The sequence below is a fragment of the Pseudoalteromonas obscura genome (assembly GCF_030135505.1).
GTDB lineage: Bacteria > Pseudomonadota > Gammaproteobacteria > Enterobacterales > Alteromonadaceae > Pseudoalteromonas > Pseudoalteromonas obscura.
The window spans coordinates 721,053-739,437 of sequence record NZ_JASJUT010000003.1 but is presented as its reverse complement, the minus strand read 5'-3'; the positions used below and the strand labels follow the sequence as shown (position 1 = coordinate 739,437).

The window sequence follows — 18,385 nt, the reverse complement described above, 5'->3', positions numbered from 1 at the left end:
GGAGTAAACATGGCAACAGAAGAAAATTGTCGTGGGCCTGCATCTGAGTTCGAGTGCATTTTGGCCCGCCAGCCAATCTGTGACCGAGAATTAAGATTAGTTGGATACGAGCTGTTATACCGTCCACATTGTCAGTCAACGTGCTGTACTGAGCCTGACCCAGAATATGCGACGGCGCAGGTGATGATCACAGCGATGACAGAGGTAGGCATGGACTTGCTCAGTGCGGATGTACCTTGTTTTATCAATATGACAAAAGATGCTTTAAATCATGCTCAGTCATTGAGCTTATCTGCAAGTTCGGTTGTATTTGAAGTCTTGGAAGATGTGGTAATAGATGAGTATTTAGTTAATTCCGTCAAGGCGTTGGCTGAGCGGGGCTACACCATAGCGCTCGATGACTTTGTATACAGTGAAGCGGCTATTCCTCTGTTGGAGTGTGCAGATATAGTTAAGGTGGATATCAGAGCATTTAATACACAGGCATTAATCCACCAAGTCAATTTACTACGGCGCTTTTCTGTGAAATTGTTGGCCGAAAAGGTTGAAACTTGGCAAGAGTATCGAATGTGCAAAAAGCTGGGTTTTGAGCTGTTTCAAGGGTACTTTTTTGCTTCCCCGGAAATGCTAAATGGTAAAAAAGCGCCACACAATCGAATCTCAACACTTAGGTTGCTGATAAAACTTAACGATCCACAGGTCAGTTTTGTCGAGTTGGAAACTTTGGTGTCTCAAGACCCATTTATTTACTATAAGTTGCTGAGATATATCAATTCTGCTTACACCGGTATGGGGAAGGTTTTTCATGATATTAAATCAATATTGATTTTTTTAGGTTTGGAGCAGTTGCGTACTTTGGTTTGTATTATGGCGCTCAGTCGTATGACAGATAAACCGCCTATGCTGTTTTTATTGATGTTGCAGCGCGCCAAGTTTTGCGAATTAATGGCTGAGCAGCAGCGACTGACGAGAGCTCAGCGCAATGCTTATTTTACCACGGGTCTGTTTTCTTTGTTGGAAACTTGTTTAGACATACCGGCTCAACAGTTGTTTCATCATATTCCCCTATGTGGCTCTGTCAAAACAGCGATATTAAAAAAGCAAGGCCATGGGGGCAAGGTGCTACAGTGTGCCATCGCCATTGAATGCCAGCAACAATTTGATTACGCCTGTTGTAATGTAACTGAGCAAACGGTTAAAGCGTGTCATTATGAAGCTGTTAATTGGGCCTACAAACAAATGAATAGTGTATTGCTATCAAGCGAAACATAAATGCATAACAGTTAGGTACAGGCGCAAAGAGAATGAAAAATTACCTTACTTTGGTGTTATTGATTTGGCTTTTTGGTTGCACAGATAACGAATCACATGAGCACCCCGCATTCAAAACTGGTAAAGAGTTGTTTGCACATCATTGCCAAGGGTGTCACGGGGAGCGAGGGCAAGGGAACTTTCTTAAGGGGGTTCCTGCCAACGTGAAAACCCAGAAAACGCAATTAGAACTGATTGCATGGTTAAAAAATAGTGAGCAAATACCAAGAGCCATGCCCTCATTTGAAGCAATGACGGATGCAGAAGCTGTACTCATAATTGAACATTTGAACTATCTCAAATTTAACTATCAAACTGCTATGGAGAAAAGGTTAAACAATGACGGAGTCCATCACTAATCCATTACAAAATATGGGCTTATGCGCTTACTCGAAGGAACAGTATGGGAAGTTTTTCTTGGCATTTAGAAATACCGAACAAGATGTATTTGTGATCACAGAATTGGCGAAAGTTAATGGCGGGCCTGGAGTTAAATACCGTATCCAGTTGCCTCAAGAGAACAAAATTCGCTTTAAAAGCAGCATGCTATCAAAAACCAAATCATACTATTCGGCGAAAGTCGAGTTTGAAGGTTGTTATCACAATGGAGATGGTGAGTTAGTCATCAACATGGCGGTCTTGAGGTTATTTAATTTACCTGAGGAAAGCAGCCGCGCTATTTTGCGACATCCTAAATTTGAACAGGCACACCTGCAAATTCCAGTCCACATTAGATTGGAAGATGATAGGGTTTATCTGCTGCTAGACAGTGCGTATGATTTAGAGGTGCTTGATGCCGATAAGGCGTACAATTGTTTTTTCAGAGTTAAAAAAACGGCTTGGGCGTGTTTTTAACTGAGTATTTCTTTCTATCTCATTAAACTTGAGTGAATAAATATGGATATAAGCTTTAAAGTTGCCACAAGAGAAGACTGCGAGATCATTGCAGAAATGGTTGTACAGCTGACTACTGAAATTTGTCAGTTAACCCGTGCACAGCATTTTGAGATAGATCTAAAAAGCACCGCTAGGCGTTGTTTCAAGCTGATGGGTGAAGGGCATTACTCTGCAATCATAGGTTTTTATCAAAATGAGCCGATTGCAGTGGCGACGATGACTGAGACTTATGCACTGTATGCGGGAGGAAAAATAGGTGTTGTTCAAGAGTTTTATGTGTCTGATGCGTATAGGTCTCACGGTGTAGGGTCCATGTTGATAGAGCAAGTACAGGCGTATGGTCACGAACGTAGCTGGTCTTGTCTTGAGCTTTGTACACCACCCTTACCAGAATTTGAACGTACATTGAGCTTTTATCAACGCAATGGCTTGGTACCCGTTGGTGGAAGAAAAATGAGACAAATGTTTACATAAAGTCCAAATGGGTAAAGGAAAACGCCAAAACAACCCATACTCACTCATCTATTTTAATAACAAGGACTAACAGTAACTCTAAAGGGAGCAGGGCGTTAGTTACTTTGTCATTCAATCTTCAACCATGTTTAGCCGCATGATCAAGCAAGGTATTTTGTTTGTTTTTTATCAATAATGATGCACAAAAATTCAATCGGTGATTCGGAAGTGATAGAATCGCCTTTTTGGGAACGTCATCCGTAAAGCTAGTTTGTAGCAAGAAACACGCGTTCTTATTGTGTAATTCGTACGATAAAGAGTAAAGAAAATATGTATAAAGCTGTTATTGCGCTGGCGTTACTGTCATTAGTGGGCTGTTCGGCAACTTATCAACCTTTGACCGGTACATACGGCTATGTTGTTATTCCTAAGAACGATATTCACCATATTGAATACCACGGTACAGACAAGGGTTTTGTTGAGAATAGTTGGTTACAAGCGGCGAATGAAACCTGTCCTAGCGGTTTTGAAACTTTGTCAAAAACTGAAGACGTGATCCGCGGCACGGTTAAATCACCAGTCGCAGGCCAAATGGTAAACTTAGGCACTCAAGATGTAATTTTGTTGGGTAAAATCAAATGCCATGTTCAAGAGGCTGGTTCGTCTGTTTTAACAGACTTCGCTTGGAAAAAATCAAGTGCTCAGCAAGTTGATTATTTTAGCCATGCCTATGTTGCCAAAAAGATAGAAATGCGCCATGACCAAGTTCGGTTTATAGGCTCAGCACCAACTACAAAAGTGATTGAATATCTAGATTGGAAGTTTGGTAAAAGCGTTGCAGAAGTTAACGATAATGGACTGAAAACCAAAGTATGGTTAAATAGAAATACAGTATTAGCCAGCGCTGTGGCGGTGACATATAAAGATGAATGTCCTAATGTTGTGAAAATATTACCGCCATTTTCGGTAATGCTCCTTGGAGGTGCAAACAATAGCAAAAATTTAGAAAAAGTCGCCGTGATGTCGAGTGGTATTTACAAAGCCTACCCTAAATGCACAGATCCCTTGTTAAAGTAAATTAATAGTACTTTTATAAACCATAGTCAATAGGAGTGTTTTGATGGAGTTAAAACAAATTGTTGAAAACTGGGTTGCGACATTTAATCGCGGTGATGCCGATGCAATTGCCGAATTTTATTGTGACAACGCAGTAAATCACCAAGTTGCAAATGATCCTATCGTCGGTAAAGACGCCATTAAGCAGATGTTTGCAAGTGAGTTTGCCACGGCAGATATGTTCTGTATCGTGGAAAATATATTCCAAGATGGTCAATGGGTTATTTTAGAGTGGAAAGATCCCATTGGGCTTCGTGGCTGTGGTTTCTTTCAGTTTGAAAATGAGTTAATTACTTTTCAACGGGGGTATTGGGATAAGTTGAGCTTTCTTAAAGCAAATAACTTGCCTATTCCCCAATAGATGCCAAGCCTGCCAGATACTACAAAGCGGAGCGGGAATACAGATCTATGTATATACCCTCCTGTTTAAGTTGGGAACAAACACCGAGAGCAGCATGAGAAAGTCAGATAAAAAACTAGGAAAAAATATTGTTTTAGCTTTAACCGAGGCTTGTGACGATGCACTTAAGCGCTATAAAGGATTTGAATGGCTTACCCACGCAGTCAATTTTCAGTCTTTTCCAGAGAGCTTATCTATCGTGTGTGTATTTGATACTCGTGAAAACCTAGTACAAACCCTTGCCGATGATAAAGGCGATCAACTAAAAGCCTCGATTGAAGCTAAGCTTTTTTCGTTTGGTATTAAAGCAAAAGGTGTGAAAAAACGCATTGTATTTGATACTGAGGAAGCTTGTCATACTGAACACGACGGCAATTGGAAACGGAGACTGGAAGGGTTACAAAATGCACACCATGTGTAACCATAACCGTTAAGTATTTTAATGAATATACAATAAGTTGGAGAAGTTATGTCTAGTGAAAAAGAAAAATATCAGAAAAGGCTCTCAATTATAGGCGCAATTGGTTTCCCTTTTTATCTTATTTTGTCGCTTGGGGCTGCCGCTCACTTTAAAGGTCATGCGGTTTTTCCTTTACTCCAAGATCCTGAGATAGCATTTCAAGCGTTTATTGTTGGAGTTATTGGTGCAGCCGTTGATATTACCCTCGCAGTATACACTGCGCTAAAAATTAAAAATCTGAGCTGAAAATATATAAAAATCTTGTTTGCTTGAACAGCGAAAAATCAACTTTACCAAAGTGTGTGTTTATTACATTCACAAACTTGATTAAATATATTATTGTTCATTAAAAATAACTTTAAAGGAAAATATAAGTATTGTGACTTCAGAAATTAAAAGTGAAAGTATGTCTCAAAACTATCTAGGTTTTTGGGCAAGGTTTGGTGCCAGTATTATTGATAGCATAATGTTGCTGCTTATCACTATCCCACTCATATATTCAATTTATGGCGGTGATTACTGGACCTCAAGGGAGATCATACTAGGACCAGCGGAGTTGCTGATTAACTATGTTTTGCCTATTGCGGCAATTATCTTATTCTGGCTATACAAATCGACTACGCCCGGGAAAATGGTCTACAAGGCAAAAATAGTGGATGCAAAGACTGGCCGCGCGCTATCTGTTCGACAGTCAATTATCAGGTATATAGCCTATTATGTCTCTTTGTTACCGTTCGGTTTGGGCTTTTTTTGGGTGGCTTGGGACCCTAAAAAACAGGGGTGGCATGACAAATTAGCTGGCACTGTGGTTATTCGAAAGCCAAATAATGAAATCTAGTAACCACGGTGATAAATTAGTTTTTGTGCTATGTGGTCTCGCACACTTGCTAAAAGCGTGAATAATAATTTGGGCGGTAAGATGTTTTTAGACTGTGCTGACGCCGACAATAAACTTTAACCAAATATTCAGTAAATAGGAGCGGACTGGATGATTTATGCAATTATTACATTGATAATTTGGGGGCTTTTAGCTGCCTACGAAGTTGAGTTTGTGAAGAGGACCGCAGAAGATTTGCCGTCTGAAAATGCGCACAGTATATTGCCCCCTGAGTTAACAGAGGTGAGACGGGCATTAACAGATAGCTCACCTTTGGCAATGCTGGTAAGTGAACGCAGAAAAAAAGTATATTTTGGACTAATTTGGTGTAAACGGCTGTCTTTTCTAGCTGCACTCGTTGCAATCGGCTATTTGCAACTACTAAATAGAATGTAAAAGCTTATTTAGTTTTATGCATATTTAAAGATATACTGGTACGAGTTTAAACTGAACTTACTTTAACGATTAAAGAGTAAGGCTAATTTTAATTTCACATTCCCTTCATCTTGACTGAAAGAGTTACCTTAGTAAATCTTTGCGGTATATTGCTATAGGGTTTATACATGTCATTATTAAAGCTGCTACTTTCTGCTGTTTTTGTGCTTCAAATTGCGCTTTTTAACTTAGCGCTTTATATACCGAGCATCGTTATCGCAGCCTCATTTATGCTTTATTTTTTAAAAAGATATAATGCGCTGTCTCACATGGGGTTAGCAGCACTTGGCTTATGTTTGAGCTACGGCTTTTTATCAATATGGGGATGTAATGACAACATCTTTTCAGTATCGGAGAATTCACAGTGTTTGGCTACTGGGTATAACAAGTTGACACACTTATATGCAACCACTCGGAATGGCGTGGGGCCTTATATTCTATTAGTCTCTTTTACTGTGGGATCATTTGCTAATGGCTGTCTTAGGCTGTTTATGGAACTTAAGGAGATGCGTCGTTGATGCTGCCCGTTGTGCTCTCAAAGTATATTAACCAATTGAAATGATGTAGAAGTTATATTTGCTTATTCAGAGAGTATAAGCTGTATAAACAAAGCCGAAGTACGATGACTTCGGCTTTTTGGTTGGGGATTTAGTCTAAGCCTCTGTTGCGTAATAGTGCATCAGTAGTTGGTTTTCTTCCTCTAAAGCCTTGATATGCCTCAAAGTAATCTAGAGTATCACCACGGCTATAGATAAATTGATATAGGCGTTCAGCGGTTTCTTTATCGAAGATATCTTTTTTCTCTAGGAATGCGTCAAAGCCGTCCGCATCTAAGATTTCAGACCACATATACGCATAATAAGCTGAAGAATATCCACCTGCGAAGATGTGACCAAAGTGCGTGCTGCGGTGACGCATGATAATTTCTTCAGGTTTGCCATAGTCACCAAGGACTTTATTTTCAAAAGCGCGAACGTCTAGGTCTTTCACATCAGTCAGCTGGTGGTAGGCCATATCTACAAGTGCAGAGGCGGTAAATTCTACCGTTGCAAAACCTTGGTTAAATGTACCTGCTTGTTTGATACGTTCAAGTAACTCAGCTGGCATTGGCTCATTAGTCTTGTAATGTAGAGCAAACTTTTTCAGCATTTCAGGCTGCGCAATGAAGTGCTCGAACAACTGTGCTGGGAATTCAACCCAGTCACGAGGTACACTTGTACCAGCCAGTGTCGGGTAAGTTACGTTAGATAGTAAACCGTGCAATGCGTGACCAAACTCATGGAACAAGGTAACTGCATCAGAGTAGCTCATTAATGTTGGCTCACCTTCAGCAGGCTTGTTCAAGTTCATGTTGTTTAAGATCAGCGGTTTAACGTCGCCAGCAAGTTTTTGCTGTGAACGGAAAGAACTCATCCACGCACCTGAACGTTTAGTTGAACGTGCATAGTAATCGCCGTAGAACAAGCCAATAGCTTTACCTGACTTATCTTGAACTTCCCATACACGCACCACAGGGTTGTATACAGGAATGTCTGTACGCTCAACAAACTTAAGGCCGAATAGACGCTCAGCAGTATAGAATTGCGCTTCGATCATGTTGTTTAACTCGAAGTACTCAGCGATTTGACCCTGGTCTAGATCAAATTTGGCTTTGCGTACTTTTTCAGCATAATAACGCCAATCCCATGGCTCAAGCTTGTGAGTGACGCCCTCAGCAGCCATCAACTCTTGGATCCATTCGCGCTCTTGTTCTGCTTTAGCAACCGCTGGCTCCCACACTTTTAGCAATAGATCCATTGCCGTTTCAGGTTTGCTTGCCATTGAATTGGTTAATACATATTCAGAGTGGTGTTTGTAACCAAGCAGCTGAGCGCGTTTTGCACGTAGCTCGACAATTTCAGCAATAATGGCTTTGTTATCAAACTCATTGTCGTTGTCACCACGATTTGCCCAGCCTTTGAAGGCTTTTTCGCGTAGATCGCGGCGGTCTGAAAACTCAAGGAAAGGCTGAACACTAGAACGGTTCAAGGTAATGACATATTTACCCGGTAAGTCTCGAGCAGCTGCGGCAGCTGCAGCAGCATCGCGCTGTGTTTGTGGTAATCCGGCAAGATCAGACTCTTCTAAAACCATGGTAAATGCACGAGAATCATTCAGTGCGTTTTGGCCGAACTCAGTCGTAAGTGCAGAGATACGTTCATTGATTTTCGCAAATTCAGCACGCTGTTCACCTGTTAGCTTGGCACCTGAACGCACAAAGCTATTGTAAACGCGCTCAAGTAGACGTGTTTGCTCTGCATTCAGTAGCGCTGATTTTCGATTGTCATATACCGCTGCTACGCGCTTGAACAATGCTTCATTCATACGAATTTCACTGCGATGACGTGTTAGCATAGGTGAAATTTCGCGTTGCAATGACTGCATTTCGTCGTTTGACTCAGTATTTGCCAGGTTACCAAATACCTGGGCTACTTTTGTCAGTGTAGAGCCCGCAAGCTCCATTGCCGCAATGGTGTTGTCAAAGTCAGCTGGGCGCTCATTCTCAGTAATAGCATCAATTTCTTTTTTATGTTCAACAATTGCTTGTTTAAATGCTGGTAAGAAGTGCGCTGTTTTAATATCGCCAAGCGGTGGTGCACCAAATGGAGTATTCCACTCTTGGAAGAATGGATTTTGCGAAATGTCGTTTGTTGAAGTCGCTTTTGCTGACGCTTTGTCAGTTGCTTCTACTTGGGTTGTTTGTTTTTCAGGTGCATCTGAACAACCGTTCAATAACATTGCAGCCGAAATGGCCAAAGCCAAATGGGTTTTTCTTAACACTGGATTTCCCCTAGTAAAGGTAGTGAATCTTAATATTTTTTTGTTGTTATCAAATGATACAGTATAACAATACTACATTGTTGGCATTTATCGCATAAATTTAACAGTTGAACTGAAATATTACTTATTGGGTACAATTTATGCCTAAACAATTCTCATTGCAGCCAACTTGACAGGGAAATAATCTAGCAACGCTGAGCGGAAAATGAGGTGAATTGCTGCGTTTTTGCTGGCTTTGTTCACGAATAAGCTTAGATGTTATACCACTGTAACAGCACTATTTTTGTTGATATACGAATTTTAACTGTATTAATATACAGTTGTTGTGGTAGGGTGTTTCCAAACCAAAAATAATCCAAAGGAAAAGATATGCTTCAGGAACTAGACCCCAATGAACCAAAGGATTTTGACTTCATCATTGGTGATTGGCAGGTTAAGCACCGCCGTTTAAAAGACATTTTAAATGGTTCAGATGAATGGATAGAGTTTGAGGGAAAATCATCAACCGTAAAAACGTTGGGCGGGCTTGGCAATGTAGAAGACAACCTTTTGCATATGCCCAGTGAATCTATCAGAGCAAAAGCGATACGCTCGTACAATGGCAAATCAAAGGAGTGGTCTATTTGGTGGCTAGATGGGCGCAATCCAATGACAATGGATACACCTGTAGTTGGACGATTTGTAGATGGTATCGGACACTTTTTCGCCGACGAAACTTACAATGGCCTGGCGGTAAAAGTCAGGTTTATTTGGGATTCGACAACGCCCGAAAAACCGACATGGCAGCAAGCATTTTCCAAAGACAATGGTGAAACCTGGGAAGTGAACTGGCAGATGGAGTTTAGCCGGGTAGAGTAAACTCTTTACGAATTCTGCTTTTACAGATGTTGGGTTTAGATTAGATAAGAGTCATTGGAGGCTTGCTCAGTCAGAACTAAACGTTGCAGTGTACCAATGCAATTCGACAAACTATTTGCATTGGTACTGAGCTTAATCGGTTAGGTTAGCGCATTAACCACCAAATTGGATTCTTACTCCCGCATTGACGGTAAACCCATCATTGCGTGACCAGATATCCGTAGTCCAACGTCCGCTCGGTGCTTGGTTAGGTAATAACATCGAGTGCTCTTTAGTTTGGCGCACATTAAGCAAGTTTTCGGCATTCACAAACCAACTCACATGACTCAAGGTAATTTGACCAAGTAGACCTAAATGCCAGTATGGATCACTGTTATCCAAGTAGGGGTTATTATCTAGTTTTTGTGTGCCAGTGTAGTATGCTTCAAAGCCGACTAAATGGCTGCCATGTTCCTCCCACATAATCACAGCACCAGCTGAATGCCTAGGGGTTAAAGCAAGTTGATCGCGACCAAAGCCTGAGCTGCTGTCTTTGCTGGCATCAGTGTACAAGTAGCTGGCCGTGAATTTGATGTCATGCCATCGATAGCGAAGTAATAGCTCGGCACCGCGAATTTCACTCTGGCCAGACGCATTTACAATACGTACGGTTTTATCCATATTAGTTGTCACATTGTCGATAATTTGAAGCTCAGTAACGTTGTCTACGTCAGATGCAAATAAGGTCACACTGGTTTCAATGCTGTCAAATGCGTAGCTGATGTCGAGTGATGCGGTGGACGCTTGCTCTTCTTCTAAATCGGTAAGAGCTGCAAGGCGAGATAGTCCGGTGTCGTCTATATCCTCAATAAATGGTGTTGGCGCAAAATACCCTTGTCCATATGAACCTCGTATTGTCCAATTGTTTGGGTTGTATAGCATGGAGATTCGAGGGCTGAATTGCGAACCGTATTCGCTATGCCAATCAGCACGGGCACTGAGTGATAATGCCACGTTGTCAGCAACATCATAGTCTAGTTGTGAAAATAACCCGGGTACGTCGAATGTGTAGTTAAAATCGGGGTACTCAACTGATTCATACTTGTCAGTTTGATGTGCGATGCCCACTAGCCAAGCGGTATCATCGTTGTAACCAGAAATGCTCGACTCGATTAAATAGCTTTCGTGGGTATCTTCTTCAAATACTTCGCCGTACTGGTGCTCATGCTCTTGATGCATTGCAGAACCCCGAACATTCAGGTTCAAAACATCTCCTAATGGCTGTTCAAAAATAAACCCGCTATCTAGTCTCACGGTATCTTGTGCTTGAATATAGGGGTTGCCGTCGGGCATGGTAGCGCCGGCTAAGGTACCTGCCATGCGCTCTTCCGTCATAGCACCAAAGGTGGCATACAGGTTAGCGCCGTTCTCACTAGACCAGTACATGCGTGGTCGTATTGTTGCTCTGTCGTAAGCTGCCATATCTATCCAGCCATCATTATCGAGGTCTTTTGCCGCTTGGTGGTGGCCGCCGGCAGTGACTGATGCACTAACGGTATCCGTCAATGGAGATGCAACATAGGCGGTAATATCTTGACCATCTTTTGATGTTGCATTGAGTAGCACTTCTCCTTCAAATTCGTCAGACGGTGTGCGAGAAATAAGGTTGATGACCCCCCCGAGTGCCGAACCGCCATATAGTGAAGAAGCCGAGCCTTTTATTATTTCAACGTTGGCAAGATCGGTTGGTGGGATCTGCAGTAAACCAATAGATGCAGTTTGACCGCCATAGAGAGGCAGGCCGTCACTGAGGAGTTGGGTATAGCGACCATACAGCCCTTGCAATCTGATGTTTGCACTGCCCAAAGCTGGAGAGGTGTTTTGAACTCTGACACCGCCGGTTTCAGCAACCAACATAGATATATTCCCCGGTCTCATGAGTGCTTTTTCTTGCACTTCTTCTGCATTGATCACTTCTGTGCGAGTTGCAGACTCTGTAACAATACGACCAAGTCGAGATGCAGTGACTTGGATTTTTTCAACTTGACTGTTTTTGTGTTCATGATGGTGTTCGCCGTGGCCATGTTCACCATGATGGTGCTCGCCGGCATAAGAAACAGACGGTAGCAATATCGCTGAAATAGCGAGTTTTGAATATTTGTTAAGCATTTTTACCTCAAAGAATGCAAAAAACTGAGCGCAAATAGCGCACTCTTGATACGTTTTGACAAAATGGTTGAATTTAGGGTGCACTGACCCTTAAGAGGCAAAAATGGGGGGACGAAACAGGGAGTCGGTCATTGGAATAGGTCGGCCGATATCTATATTGATAACAAGTTCACTGTGTTTGACAACTTGGGCTGATTGCATGTCTGTGCTTAAATACATCAATGAGACACAGGCATTTCCCGGACAGACACAATCATTTTCGCAACATTCAACTTCACAACAGTCGTCTGTTTCAGAAGCGCCTGTTTTTCCAGAGTGATCTGCCAAAGTCTGCGATGCTTGTGCTAGGTCAAGTGACGTTGAGGCTTGCTCAAAAGACATAGTAAAATTATACGCCATAGCTTGTCCAACGAAGGCAATTAACATCGCGATGATAATGAATACCTGTGATATGGGCTTAAGCATATAATTCTCATAAAATAATTCGTGCATACTTTATGATATTTTCACGAATAAGTGAATAGTCATCTGGCTCTTTATACCTTGTCATTAAGGTGAACAGAGTAATTATTGTGTACTTCTACTTTTAACTGTGCTTATACATAATGGGATTGGAGGAAGTGGGTGTAACAATCATTACCGTTAATTCAGCGAGTTTCTCTCTTTGGGTCTAGGCATTGGATTATCAGACAAGTTAGAATTCGATCCTACATTTATAAACGTGCTAGAGGTCTAGTCAAAATGCGCTTTTACAAGTGTACAAATATTCACTGTTGTGAACAGGTTGCTTACAGAGAAGATAAAGCCAAAAAAAGTCACTATCGCTGCTTGCAATGCATGGGGCGCCTTGAGGAGTGCGCGATACAATATCATGAATTAAAACTGGGCAAATTTTTTGAAGACAACGCTTTGTGGGTCAATGTGTTGTTTTCAACAGTCATGGCGTTAGTTATTTCTATTGTGAATCCTGGTGATTTTGGCGGATACATTCACTCTATATATGTTCAATTCATTGCAACATTATGCTTAATCCTAGTTTTTCACCTTGGGGGTTATTCGCGCGCTTTAAGTGTATTGGAAAGTGAACCACTCGACGTTGAAAATAATCTGAGGCCACTCAAATCATGCATACTAGCTTCACTAGGCTCCGCGCTACTTAGTGCAGTCATTATTTTTAACTAAGCGCCCAAGTTGCACTTATCAAAAAGTGCTCTGTTCAGCTCTTAACGCCATTGGGCGTGGAAGCTCAGGCAGTAATGAAAAGTTGATAGATATCTATCTGTTTGAATATTGAACAGGTGTTTTGTCCCAGTTAAGTGAACTGGCGTAATAATGGCACTGAATTTATCGATTAAAGGAGTTAAATCAAATGGTCAGTGCTGAAGAGCTCTCCTATGTATATGAAAACGTGTTAGTAAAACTGATTGAGCAAAGAGAAAAAGAGCTAAAATTCTATATACAGCAACCCGCATTTTCCCATATGACATTATCAGTGGCATTTTGGCATAGCGATATGTATTGGAACTTGTATCAAAAGGAGAGCTGCGAGTTCACATGTCATGCTGAATATGACAATCAAGAGTTTATTATTTTATCTGATTATGAAGGCAGGCACCCTGAAATCTCTAATTTGAGAGATATTTTTGATGGTTGGTCTGAGAGTGAGGCCACAGAAAACTCTGATGAAAGCTTAGACCTGCAATTTAAACTTTCCCATGAAGCCCTAGCCATAGCCCTATGTAGTGAGCGCGTAAAACCACTGTTAGAAGTGCTTTTAGAGGAAAATGACAACTATCAAAAAGCACGGTTTAGCGAGATGATCCGAGTAGAAGATCCGGATGGTCGCTTTGACGTGAACTTTATGCATGTGGTCTAGCCTAGATAACGTGTGACTAATAACCCACCTAGAAGCACATGACTTATCACTGTGTGCTTCGCAGTTAGTTGATTAAAACTTGGCTTTAGGGTCTGTGATAAGTTGAATTGGATTTAAATCAAGATGAACTTCTCTTTGGGCTAATTACTTAACCGCAGGAAAGTTCATATTTGGCGCGCCTCAGCGAACTACTCCCCCTATCTTGTTATCTCGCAAAACTGACTCAGTTTGTTCTTCTTTGTGTTGCAAGGGAGAGTGGTTGATATAAATAAAGTATGAGGTACCTAACTAATTTTTTGTTCTACCTTACTGATATTGAGGGACGCATAGCGTGCCATTCACTATGCGGTCATATAAGTAACTTTTACGGATAGGTTTCGTATTGTTATGTATAGCGAGATAAGTAATCCAAGTAGGCACCAACTTGGTGGACAGCGCTAATTTGCCAGCGACATGTGAAATTAGTGAATAAAATCATTTATCTACAGCGTGATTTTGCTTTGTACTACCGGATGGCGTTAATTGTATCAATGCTATCAAAAAATGCCCTGAGTGTGGTTTATTTATTGCTGATTGATAAGTCATCCAATTACATCGTTATGCGTTTTCATTTTGCAGTTCAATTTAATTTACTTTTACAACCCTGCTATTTATTTGTGCTCTAGTCGCAATGTCTTTGTACTTTTGCTTGTCGCTGCAAATTTGCTTGGGGCGTCCACAGCTATAGCCAAAGAAGTCAACTTAACACTCAAGCAAGCAATAGATAGGGCGCTGACGCACAATATCAGTGTGCAAAACCAATACTTGTCTCGTATCTCAGATAAAGTTGCATTGGAGACCGCAGAGCAAGAGTTTGAGCCCCAATATTTGCTCACCGTGGGTGAGCAAAGTAACTCAGTATACTCATCGACCTTGGCGCAGCATGAGCAAAACATGCAAACGTCTGTTGGCGGATCTATCCGACTAAAAAACAAGTTAGGTGGGCAGTTAGAGTTAAATGCTGTGCAGCAAAAAAGCCACTATGAGGGGTTTGAACCTCAGTATGGTTCTACGTTGACTTTGGCCTATAAACAACCTTTGTTGCGAGGAGCCGGCTCTAAAGTCGCAGGGGCATCGGTAAGGCAGGCCAAGTGGCAAGAACTCAGTCAACAACTTAATATGCAGCAGTTTTTAACTGAGGTGATTGGTCAAGTTGTTGTGCAATATCGCAGCTATCAATTAGCTTTGCACGCGATGAAAATTAGCCAGCACTCATTTCAAAGGGCGCAACATCAAGTACAGACAAATAGTGCGTTGGTTGAAGCTGGTCGTTTATCCCATTCAGAGTATGTTCAAAGCAGAGCGGCATTGGCAAACCAAAAGTTAGCATTAAAGCGAGCTGAAAATGAGCTTGACCAAGCACGTTTACTGCTGTTGCAAACACTGCGTATGGAAGAACACACACATTTAAATCTAACCGAGCCGCTTGCAGTGTCAGCACCTAATTTAAACTTGGCTCGCTTGGTGACAACAGGGCTCAAAAACCGCCCTGACTATTTGCAAGCTCAGCTCAGTGTGCGCTCTAACAATCTCAACTTATCCGTGGCGGAAGATGAGCAAAACTGGGACTTAAGCCTTAATTTGTCGTATCAATTAATGGGCAGTGAAGGACACTTTAATGACTCGTTAGCGTACCAAGGTCATCTTAACCAAGGGGACTATAGCATTGGTTTACAGGTTAATATTCCAATAGGTGATAAGAGTAAAAGGCAGTCTTTATACAATGCTCAAATCTCCTTGTATCAGTCGCAAAACACGCTCTATGAACTCGAAAATAAAATTCGCCTTGAGCTGCTAAATAGCAAACGAAATATTGAAACTGGCTGGGAAGCGTTGCAGCTTGCAAAAAGTTATCTAACGCTCACCCGAGAACAGTTATCTCTCGAGCAAGAAAAACTGGCGGCGGGGTTGTCTTCAAACTTTCATGTAGTGAGCTTCGAAACACAGTTAGTGGATGCCGAAAATCAGTTTATTTCCGCGCAGATAAGCTACCTCAACCTGTTAACTGTGTTACAAGCGCAATTGGGTACTACTTTGACAGCGTGGCAGATCAAACTAGAGCCAGAATCAGGTATATCGGTCAACAATATGGATGCGTATCGCTTAACGGCCGGCTGGCATCAAGCTGGGGGGAGCGGTCATGAATAGGGTTCAAGTAATAGAAGTAACACGCAAGTCTTTGTCACCAATGAATAGTATGAGTTTGAAATTAAGCCAAACAGTGGCTGAGCAGCTCACTGCAGAACACGCTATTGTGTTTTTATTGGACCAAGGGGCAAGCCAATTTGTGGGGGTATTGGAAAATGAAGCGCGGGTTGTAGATATTCGCATCACGACTGATAGCTGCCTCGTAAACTCTATTTCCACATTGCAAGAGGCACTCTTGAGCACTGATTTTATAAAGGAGCTTGACGAAAAACTTAAGTTACGTGTGCAAAGCAGCATATCAGCAATTATGAACAATTCGAGTAATGAACCACTAGGCTTTGTATTAGCACTCAACAAAATGGCCAGCCAAGGAGATGCTCCAATGGAATTTACAGCGCCAGACCTGCAACTGTTGCAAAAGCTGACTTGTATGGCTGGTTGGGTTGTCGAGCAAACATTGCAAGTAGACAAAGTGCAAGTAAAAAAAGTGCAACTGAAAAGCCAATTTCAAGGCTTACAAACAGCTTACGCAAAAGTATGTCAGGACAATCACCGGCTACAAAGCAGTTACCGTAGCTGGCGCATTACAAAGAAGCGTGCTGTTACTACTGCGGTCATGATTTTTCTATCTGGTTTTCTCTATCTATTTTTTGCCCATTCTTTCAATACAGCACCTGAAACATGGTATGGAGGAGGTATGCAACAACGACTACAAAGTCAGCTGATTTCACCTCAAGTTGAGCGGGTAGAAGACTTTTTACATTTGTCTGGCAATTTACAGCCTCTGAGCTGGGTTAAGGTGAACGCGCCGTTAGATGCAGCAATCGAGCATGTCAACTTTCAATATGGTGATACCGTGCATCAGGGGCAGCTTTTATTGGAGTTAGATCAGAGCTCGATTCAGTTAGCTCATAGAGATGCCACTGCCGCCTATTTTCAAAGTTTGAAAGAGTTAGAAAGATTAAAAAATTGGTCGAATAGTATAGAAGTTAAAAACGCCAAAAGAGCTGTCGTTAGGGCGAACAAAGCGCTGCAATTGGCTAAAGAGCGTCATGCTTCCACCAGCTCGTTGTTTCAAAAAGGCATTGTTGCCAGAACTGAGTTGGACTCGGATTGGCGCACTGTGTCTGAAGCAGAAGTTACCTTAGCCATGGCTCAAGAGTCGCTGATTGCGCAGCGGTCAGTTGCTAGCGATGTACAACTGAAAATAGCGCAACTTAGTTTGCAAAACGCAGAGCAGAAAATGCAAAGCTTGGCACTGCAAGTAGATCAGGCAAATATCCACAGCCCCGTGCAGGGCATAATCCTACCCGCGACTTCAAAGCAAGAAAAACAGCCTTCTAAAGGGGGCATATACTCTGGGGCTCAAGTTGCTAAAAACGAGCCGTTGGTGATGATTGCCGACATGAGTGGGGTATCAATAGATAGCCAAGTGAATGAGGTAGATCTGTTGAAAATCAAGCCGGGACAGAGTGTTGATGTACGTATTGAGGCACTCAACGATTTGTCATTGTCAGGCGTAATTCACTACGTGGATGCGCGGGCCAGTGCACATAAAGGGAGTCGCAGTCGGGTTTTTAATATTCAGATCCAAGTGAAGCAACTAACAAAGCGACAGCGCAATATGATCCGCATAGGCATGTCTGTTGATACCCGTGTTCTCATTTATTCTAACCCAGAGGCGCTGGTAATTCCTTTCTCAGCAGTGCAACTCGAAGGCAATAAAAAGTTTGTGTGGGTTCAAACTGAGCAGGGACAAGTGATCCGCAAGTACATTGAGATACGTTCTAGTCTACCTCAAGGGCTAGAAGTTTCTTCGGGGTTAAGTGCGGCCGACAAAATAGTGATTGGGCATGGAGAAAGTACGAATGCTTAAACTGACTAACATTAGTAAATCGTTTTGTAGTGGTCACACGCAATTACCTATTTTGAACAACTTGTCATTGTCTGTTGCAAAGGGAGAAATGCTCGCCGTTATGGGTCGCTCTGGTAGTGGCAAGACAACGTTAATGAATATTGCTGGGTTGTTAGATCATCCTGACTCAGGAGAGTTTGAGATTAATGGTCGCTCGATTACACATATGCCTGATAATGAGCTTTCTCAAGTGCGTAATGAATCAATAGGCTTTGTATTTCAGTCATTTCATTTAATGCCACGGCTCTGTGCCTGGGAAAATGTAGCGATTCCCTTGTTATATAGAGGTATCTCAGAACAGGAACAAAAAAGGCGCAGTTTGGCTATGCTGGCAAAAGTAGGCTTAGCGGAGCGAGCCGAACATAAACCAAATGCGCTCTCTGGAGGGCAGCGTCAAAGGGTGGCTATTGCAAGAGCATTGGTGGGAGAGCCTAGTTTAATCTTAGCTGATGAACCAACCGGTGCATTGGATCCACAAGTCGCTCAAGAGATCATGGAACTGTTTTTGACCTTAAATCGAGAAGAGCGGATAACTTTGGTGATCATCACTCATGATCCGCGAGTTGCAGCGCAGTGCCACCGAACTCTATATATGCAAAGTGGTAAGCTGTCGACTGAACCAAGGGTTTAAA

General features: G+C 42.0%; 19 protein-coding genes. 16 read left to right on the top strand and 3 right to left on the bottom strand.

What is annotated here, in order from left to right:
- Nucleotides 1–9: 9 nt before the first annotated feature.
- The 11 genes from QNM18_RS11275 to QNM18_RS11225 all read left to right on the top strand — a co-directional run bounded on the left by QNM18_RS11275 (nt 10) and on the right by QNM18_RS11225 (nt 6,467).
- Nucleotides 10–1,272, top strand: coding sequence for an EAL and HDOD domain-containing protein (locus tag QNM18_RS11275; RefSeq protein WP_284137261.1), 1,263 nt, complete (start codon nt 10–12; stop codon nt 1,270–1,272).
- A 32-nt stretch (nt 1,273–1,304) separates the two neighbouring features.
- The gene (locus tag QNM18_RS11270; protein ID WP_284137260.1) at nt 1,305–1,670 is read left to right on the top strand and encodes a c-type cytochrome; all 366 of its coding nucleotides are present in this window, start codon (nt 1,305–1,307) and stop codon (nt 1,668–1,670) included.
- A complete protein-coding gene (locus QNM18_RS11265; RefSeq protein WP_211010576.1) occupies nt 1,651–2,166 on the top strand; it encodes a hypothetical protein in 516 nt (171 codons plus the stop codon). Before QNM18_RS11270 ends, QNM18_RS11265 begins: the two co-directional genes overlap by 20 nt.
- Nucleotides 2,167–2,208: 42 nt before the next feature.
- Nucleotides 2,209–2,682 carry a GNAT family N-acetyltransferase gene (locus tag QNM18_RS11260; protein ID WP_211010577.1) on the top strand — a complete coding sequence of 158 codons (474 nt, stop codon included), beginning with the start codon at nt 2,209–2,211 and terminating at the stop codon, nt 2,680–2,682.
- A gap of 309 nt (nt 2,683–2,991) precedes the next feature.
- Nucleotides 2,992–3,738 (top strand): hypothetical protein, encoded by a 747-nt coding sequence (locus tag QNM18_RS11255; RefSeq protein ID WP_284137259.1) that lies wholly within the window; start codon nt 2,992–2,994, stop codon nt 3,736–3,738.
- 43 nt (nt 3,739–3,781) lie between these two features.
- Complete coding sequence (locus QNM18_RS11250; RefSeq protein ID WP_211010580.1) at nt 3,782–4,138, top strand: nuclear transport factor 2 family protein; 357 nt, start codon at nt 3,782–3,784, stop codon at nt 4,136–4,138.
- Nucleotides 4,139–4,232: 94 nt separating this feature from the next.
- Nucleotides 4,233–4,598 carry a Fis family transcriptional regulator gene (locus tag QNM18_RS11245; RefSeq protein WP_284137258.1) on the top strand — a complete coding sequence of 122 codons (366 nt, stop codon included), beginning with the start codon at nt 4,233–4,235 and terminating at the stop codon, nt 4,596–4,598.
- A 48-nt stretch (nt 4,599–4,646) separates the two neighbouring features.
- Nucleotides 4,647–4,883, top strand: a complete 237-nt coding sequence (locus tag QNM18_RS11240) for a hypothetical protein (RefSeq protein ID WP_211010583.1) — start codon at nt 4,647–4,649, stop codon at nt 4,881–4,883.
- A 133-nt stretch (nt 4,884–5,016) separates the two neighbouring features.
- Nucleotides 5,017–5,475: an RDD family protein gene (locus QNM18_RS11235; RefSeq protein ID WP_284137257.1), complete on the top strand. Its 459-nt coding sequence runs from the start codon at nt 5,017–5,019 to the stop codon at nt 5,473–5,475.
- A 150-nt stretch (nt 5,476–5,625) separates the two neighbouring features.
- Nucleotides 5,626–5,910 (top strand): hypothetical protein, encoded by a 285-nt coding sequence (locus QNM18_RS11230; protein WP_284137256.1) that lies wholly within the window; start codon nt 5,626–5,628, stop codon nt 5,908–5,910.
- A 167-nt stretch (nt 5,911–6,077) separates the two neighbouring features.
- The gene (locus QNM18_RS11225) at nt 6,078–6,467 is read left to right on the top strand and encodes a hypothetical protein (protein ID WP_284137255.1); all 390 of its coding nucleotides are present in this window, start codon (nt 6,078–6,080) and stop codon (nt 6,465–6,467) included.
- 130 nt (nt 6,468–6,597) lie between these two features.
- Here the strand turns inward: QNM18_RS11225 and QNM18_RS11220 are convergent, their stop codons facing one another.
- Entirely contained in the window at nt 6,598–8,769 is a 2,172-nt protein-coding gene (locus QNM18_RS11220; RefSeq protein WP_211010591.1) for a M3 family metallopeptidase, read from the bottom strand.
- Between the two features lie 369 nt (nt 8,770–9,138).
- On the opposite strand from QNM18_RS11220, the gene QNM18_RS11215 reads away from it, so the two are divergent.
- Entirely contained in the window at nt 9,139–9,627 is a 489-nt protein-coding gene (locus tag QNM18_RS11215; protein ID WP_211010593.1) for a DUF1579 domain-containing protein, read from the top strand.
- Nucleotides 9,628–9,780: 153 nt separating this feature from the next.
- On the opposite strand, the gene QNM18_RS11210 is transcribed toward QNM18_RS11215, so the two are convergent.
- Together QNM18_RS11210 and QNM18_RS11205 are read right to left on the bottom strand one after the other, a co-directional pair.
- Nucleotides 9,781–11,775: a TonB-dependent receptor plug domain-containing protein gene (locus QNM18_RS11210; RefSeq protein WP_284137254.1), complete on the bottom strand. Its 1,995-nt coding sequence runs from the start codon at nt 11,773–11,775 to the stop codon at nt 9,781–9,783.
- Between the two features lie 90 nt (nt 11,776–11,865).
- Nucleotides 11,866–12,240: a hypothetical protein gene (locus tag QNM18_RS11205; RefSeq protein WP_284137253.1), complete on the bottom strand. Its 375-nt coding sequence runs from the start codon at nt 12,238–12,240 to the stop codon at nt 11,866–11,868.
- Between the two features lie 904 nt (nt 12,241–13,144).
- Between QNM18_RS11205 and QNM18_RS11200 the strand changes: the two genes are divergently transcribed.
- The 4 genes from QNM18_RS11200 to QNM18_RS11185 all read left to right on the top strand — a co-directional run bounded on the left by QNM18_RS11200 (nt 13,145) and on the right by QNM18_RS11185 (nt 18,384).
- The gene (locus tag QNM18_RS11200; RefSeq protein ID WP_284137252.1) at nt 13,145–13,651 is read left to right on the top strand and encodes a hypothetical protein; all 507 of its coding nucleotides are present in this window, start codon (nt 13,145–13,147) and stop codon (nt 13,649–13,651) included.
- Nucleotides 13,652–14,263: 612 nt separating this feature from the next.
- Nucleotides 14,264–15,838, top strand: a complete 1,575-nt coding sequence (locus QNM18_RS11195) for a TolC family protein (RefSeq protein ID WP_284137251.1) — start codon at nt 14,264–14,266, stop codon at nt 15,836–15,838.
- The gene (locus QNM18_RS11190) at nt 15,831–17,714 is read left to right on the top strand and encodes an efflux RND transporter periplasmic adaptor subunit (protein WP_284137250.1); all 1,884 of its coding nucleotides are present in this window, start codon (nt 15,831–15,833) and stop codon (nt 17,712–17,714) included. Before QNM18_RS11195 ends, QNM18_RS11190 begins: the two co-directional genes overlap by 8 nt.
- Nucleotides 17,707–18,384, top strand: coding sequence for an ABC transporter ATP-binding protein (locus tag QNM18_RS11185; RefSeq protein ID WP_284137249.1), 678 nt, complete (start codon nt 17,707–17,709; stop codon nt 18,382–18,384). Before QNM18_RS11190 ends, QNM18_RS11185 begins: the two co-directional genes overlap by 8 nt.
- The last annotated feature ends 1 nt before the right edge of the window (nt 18,385 follow it).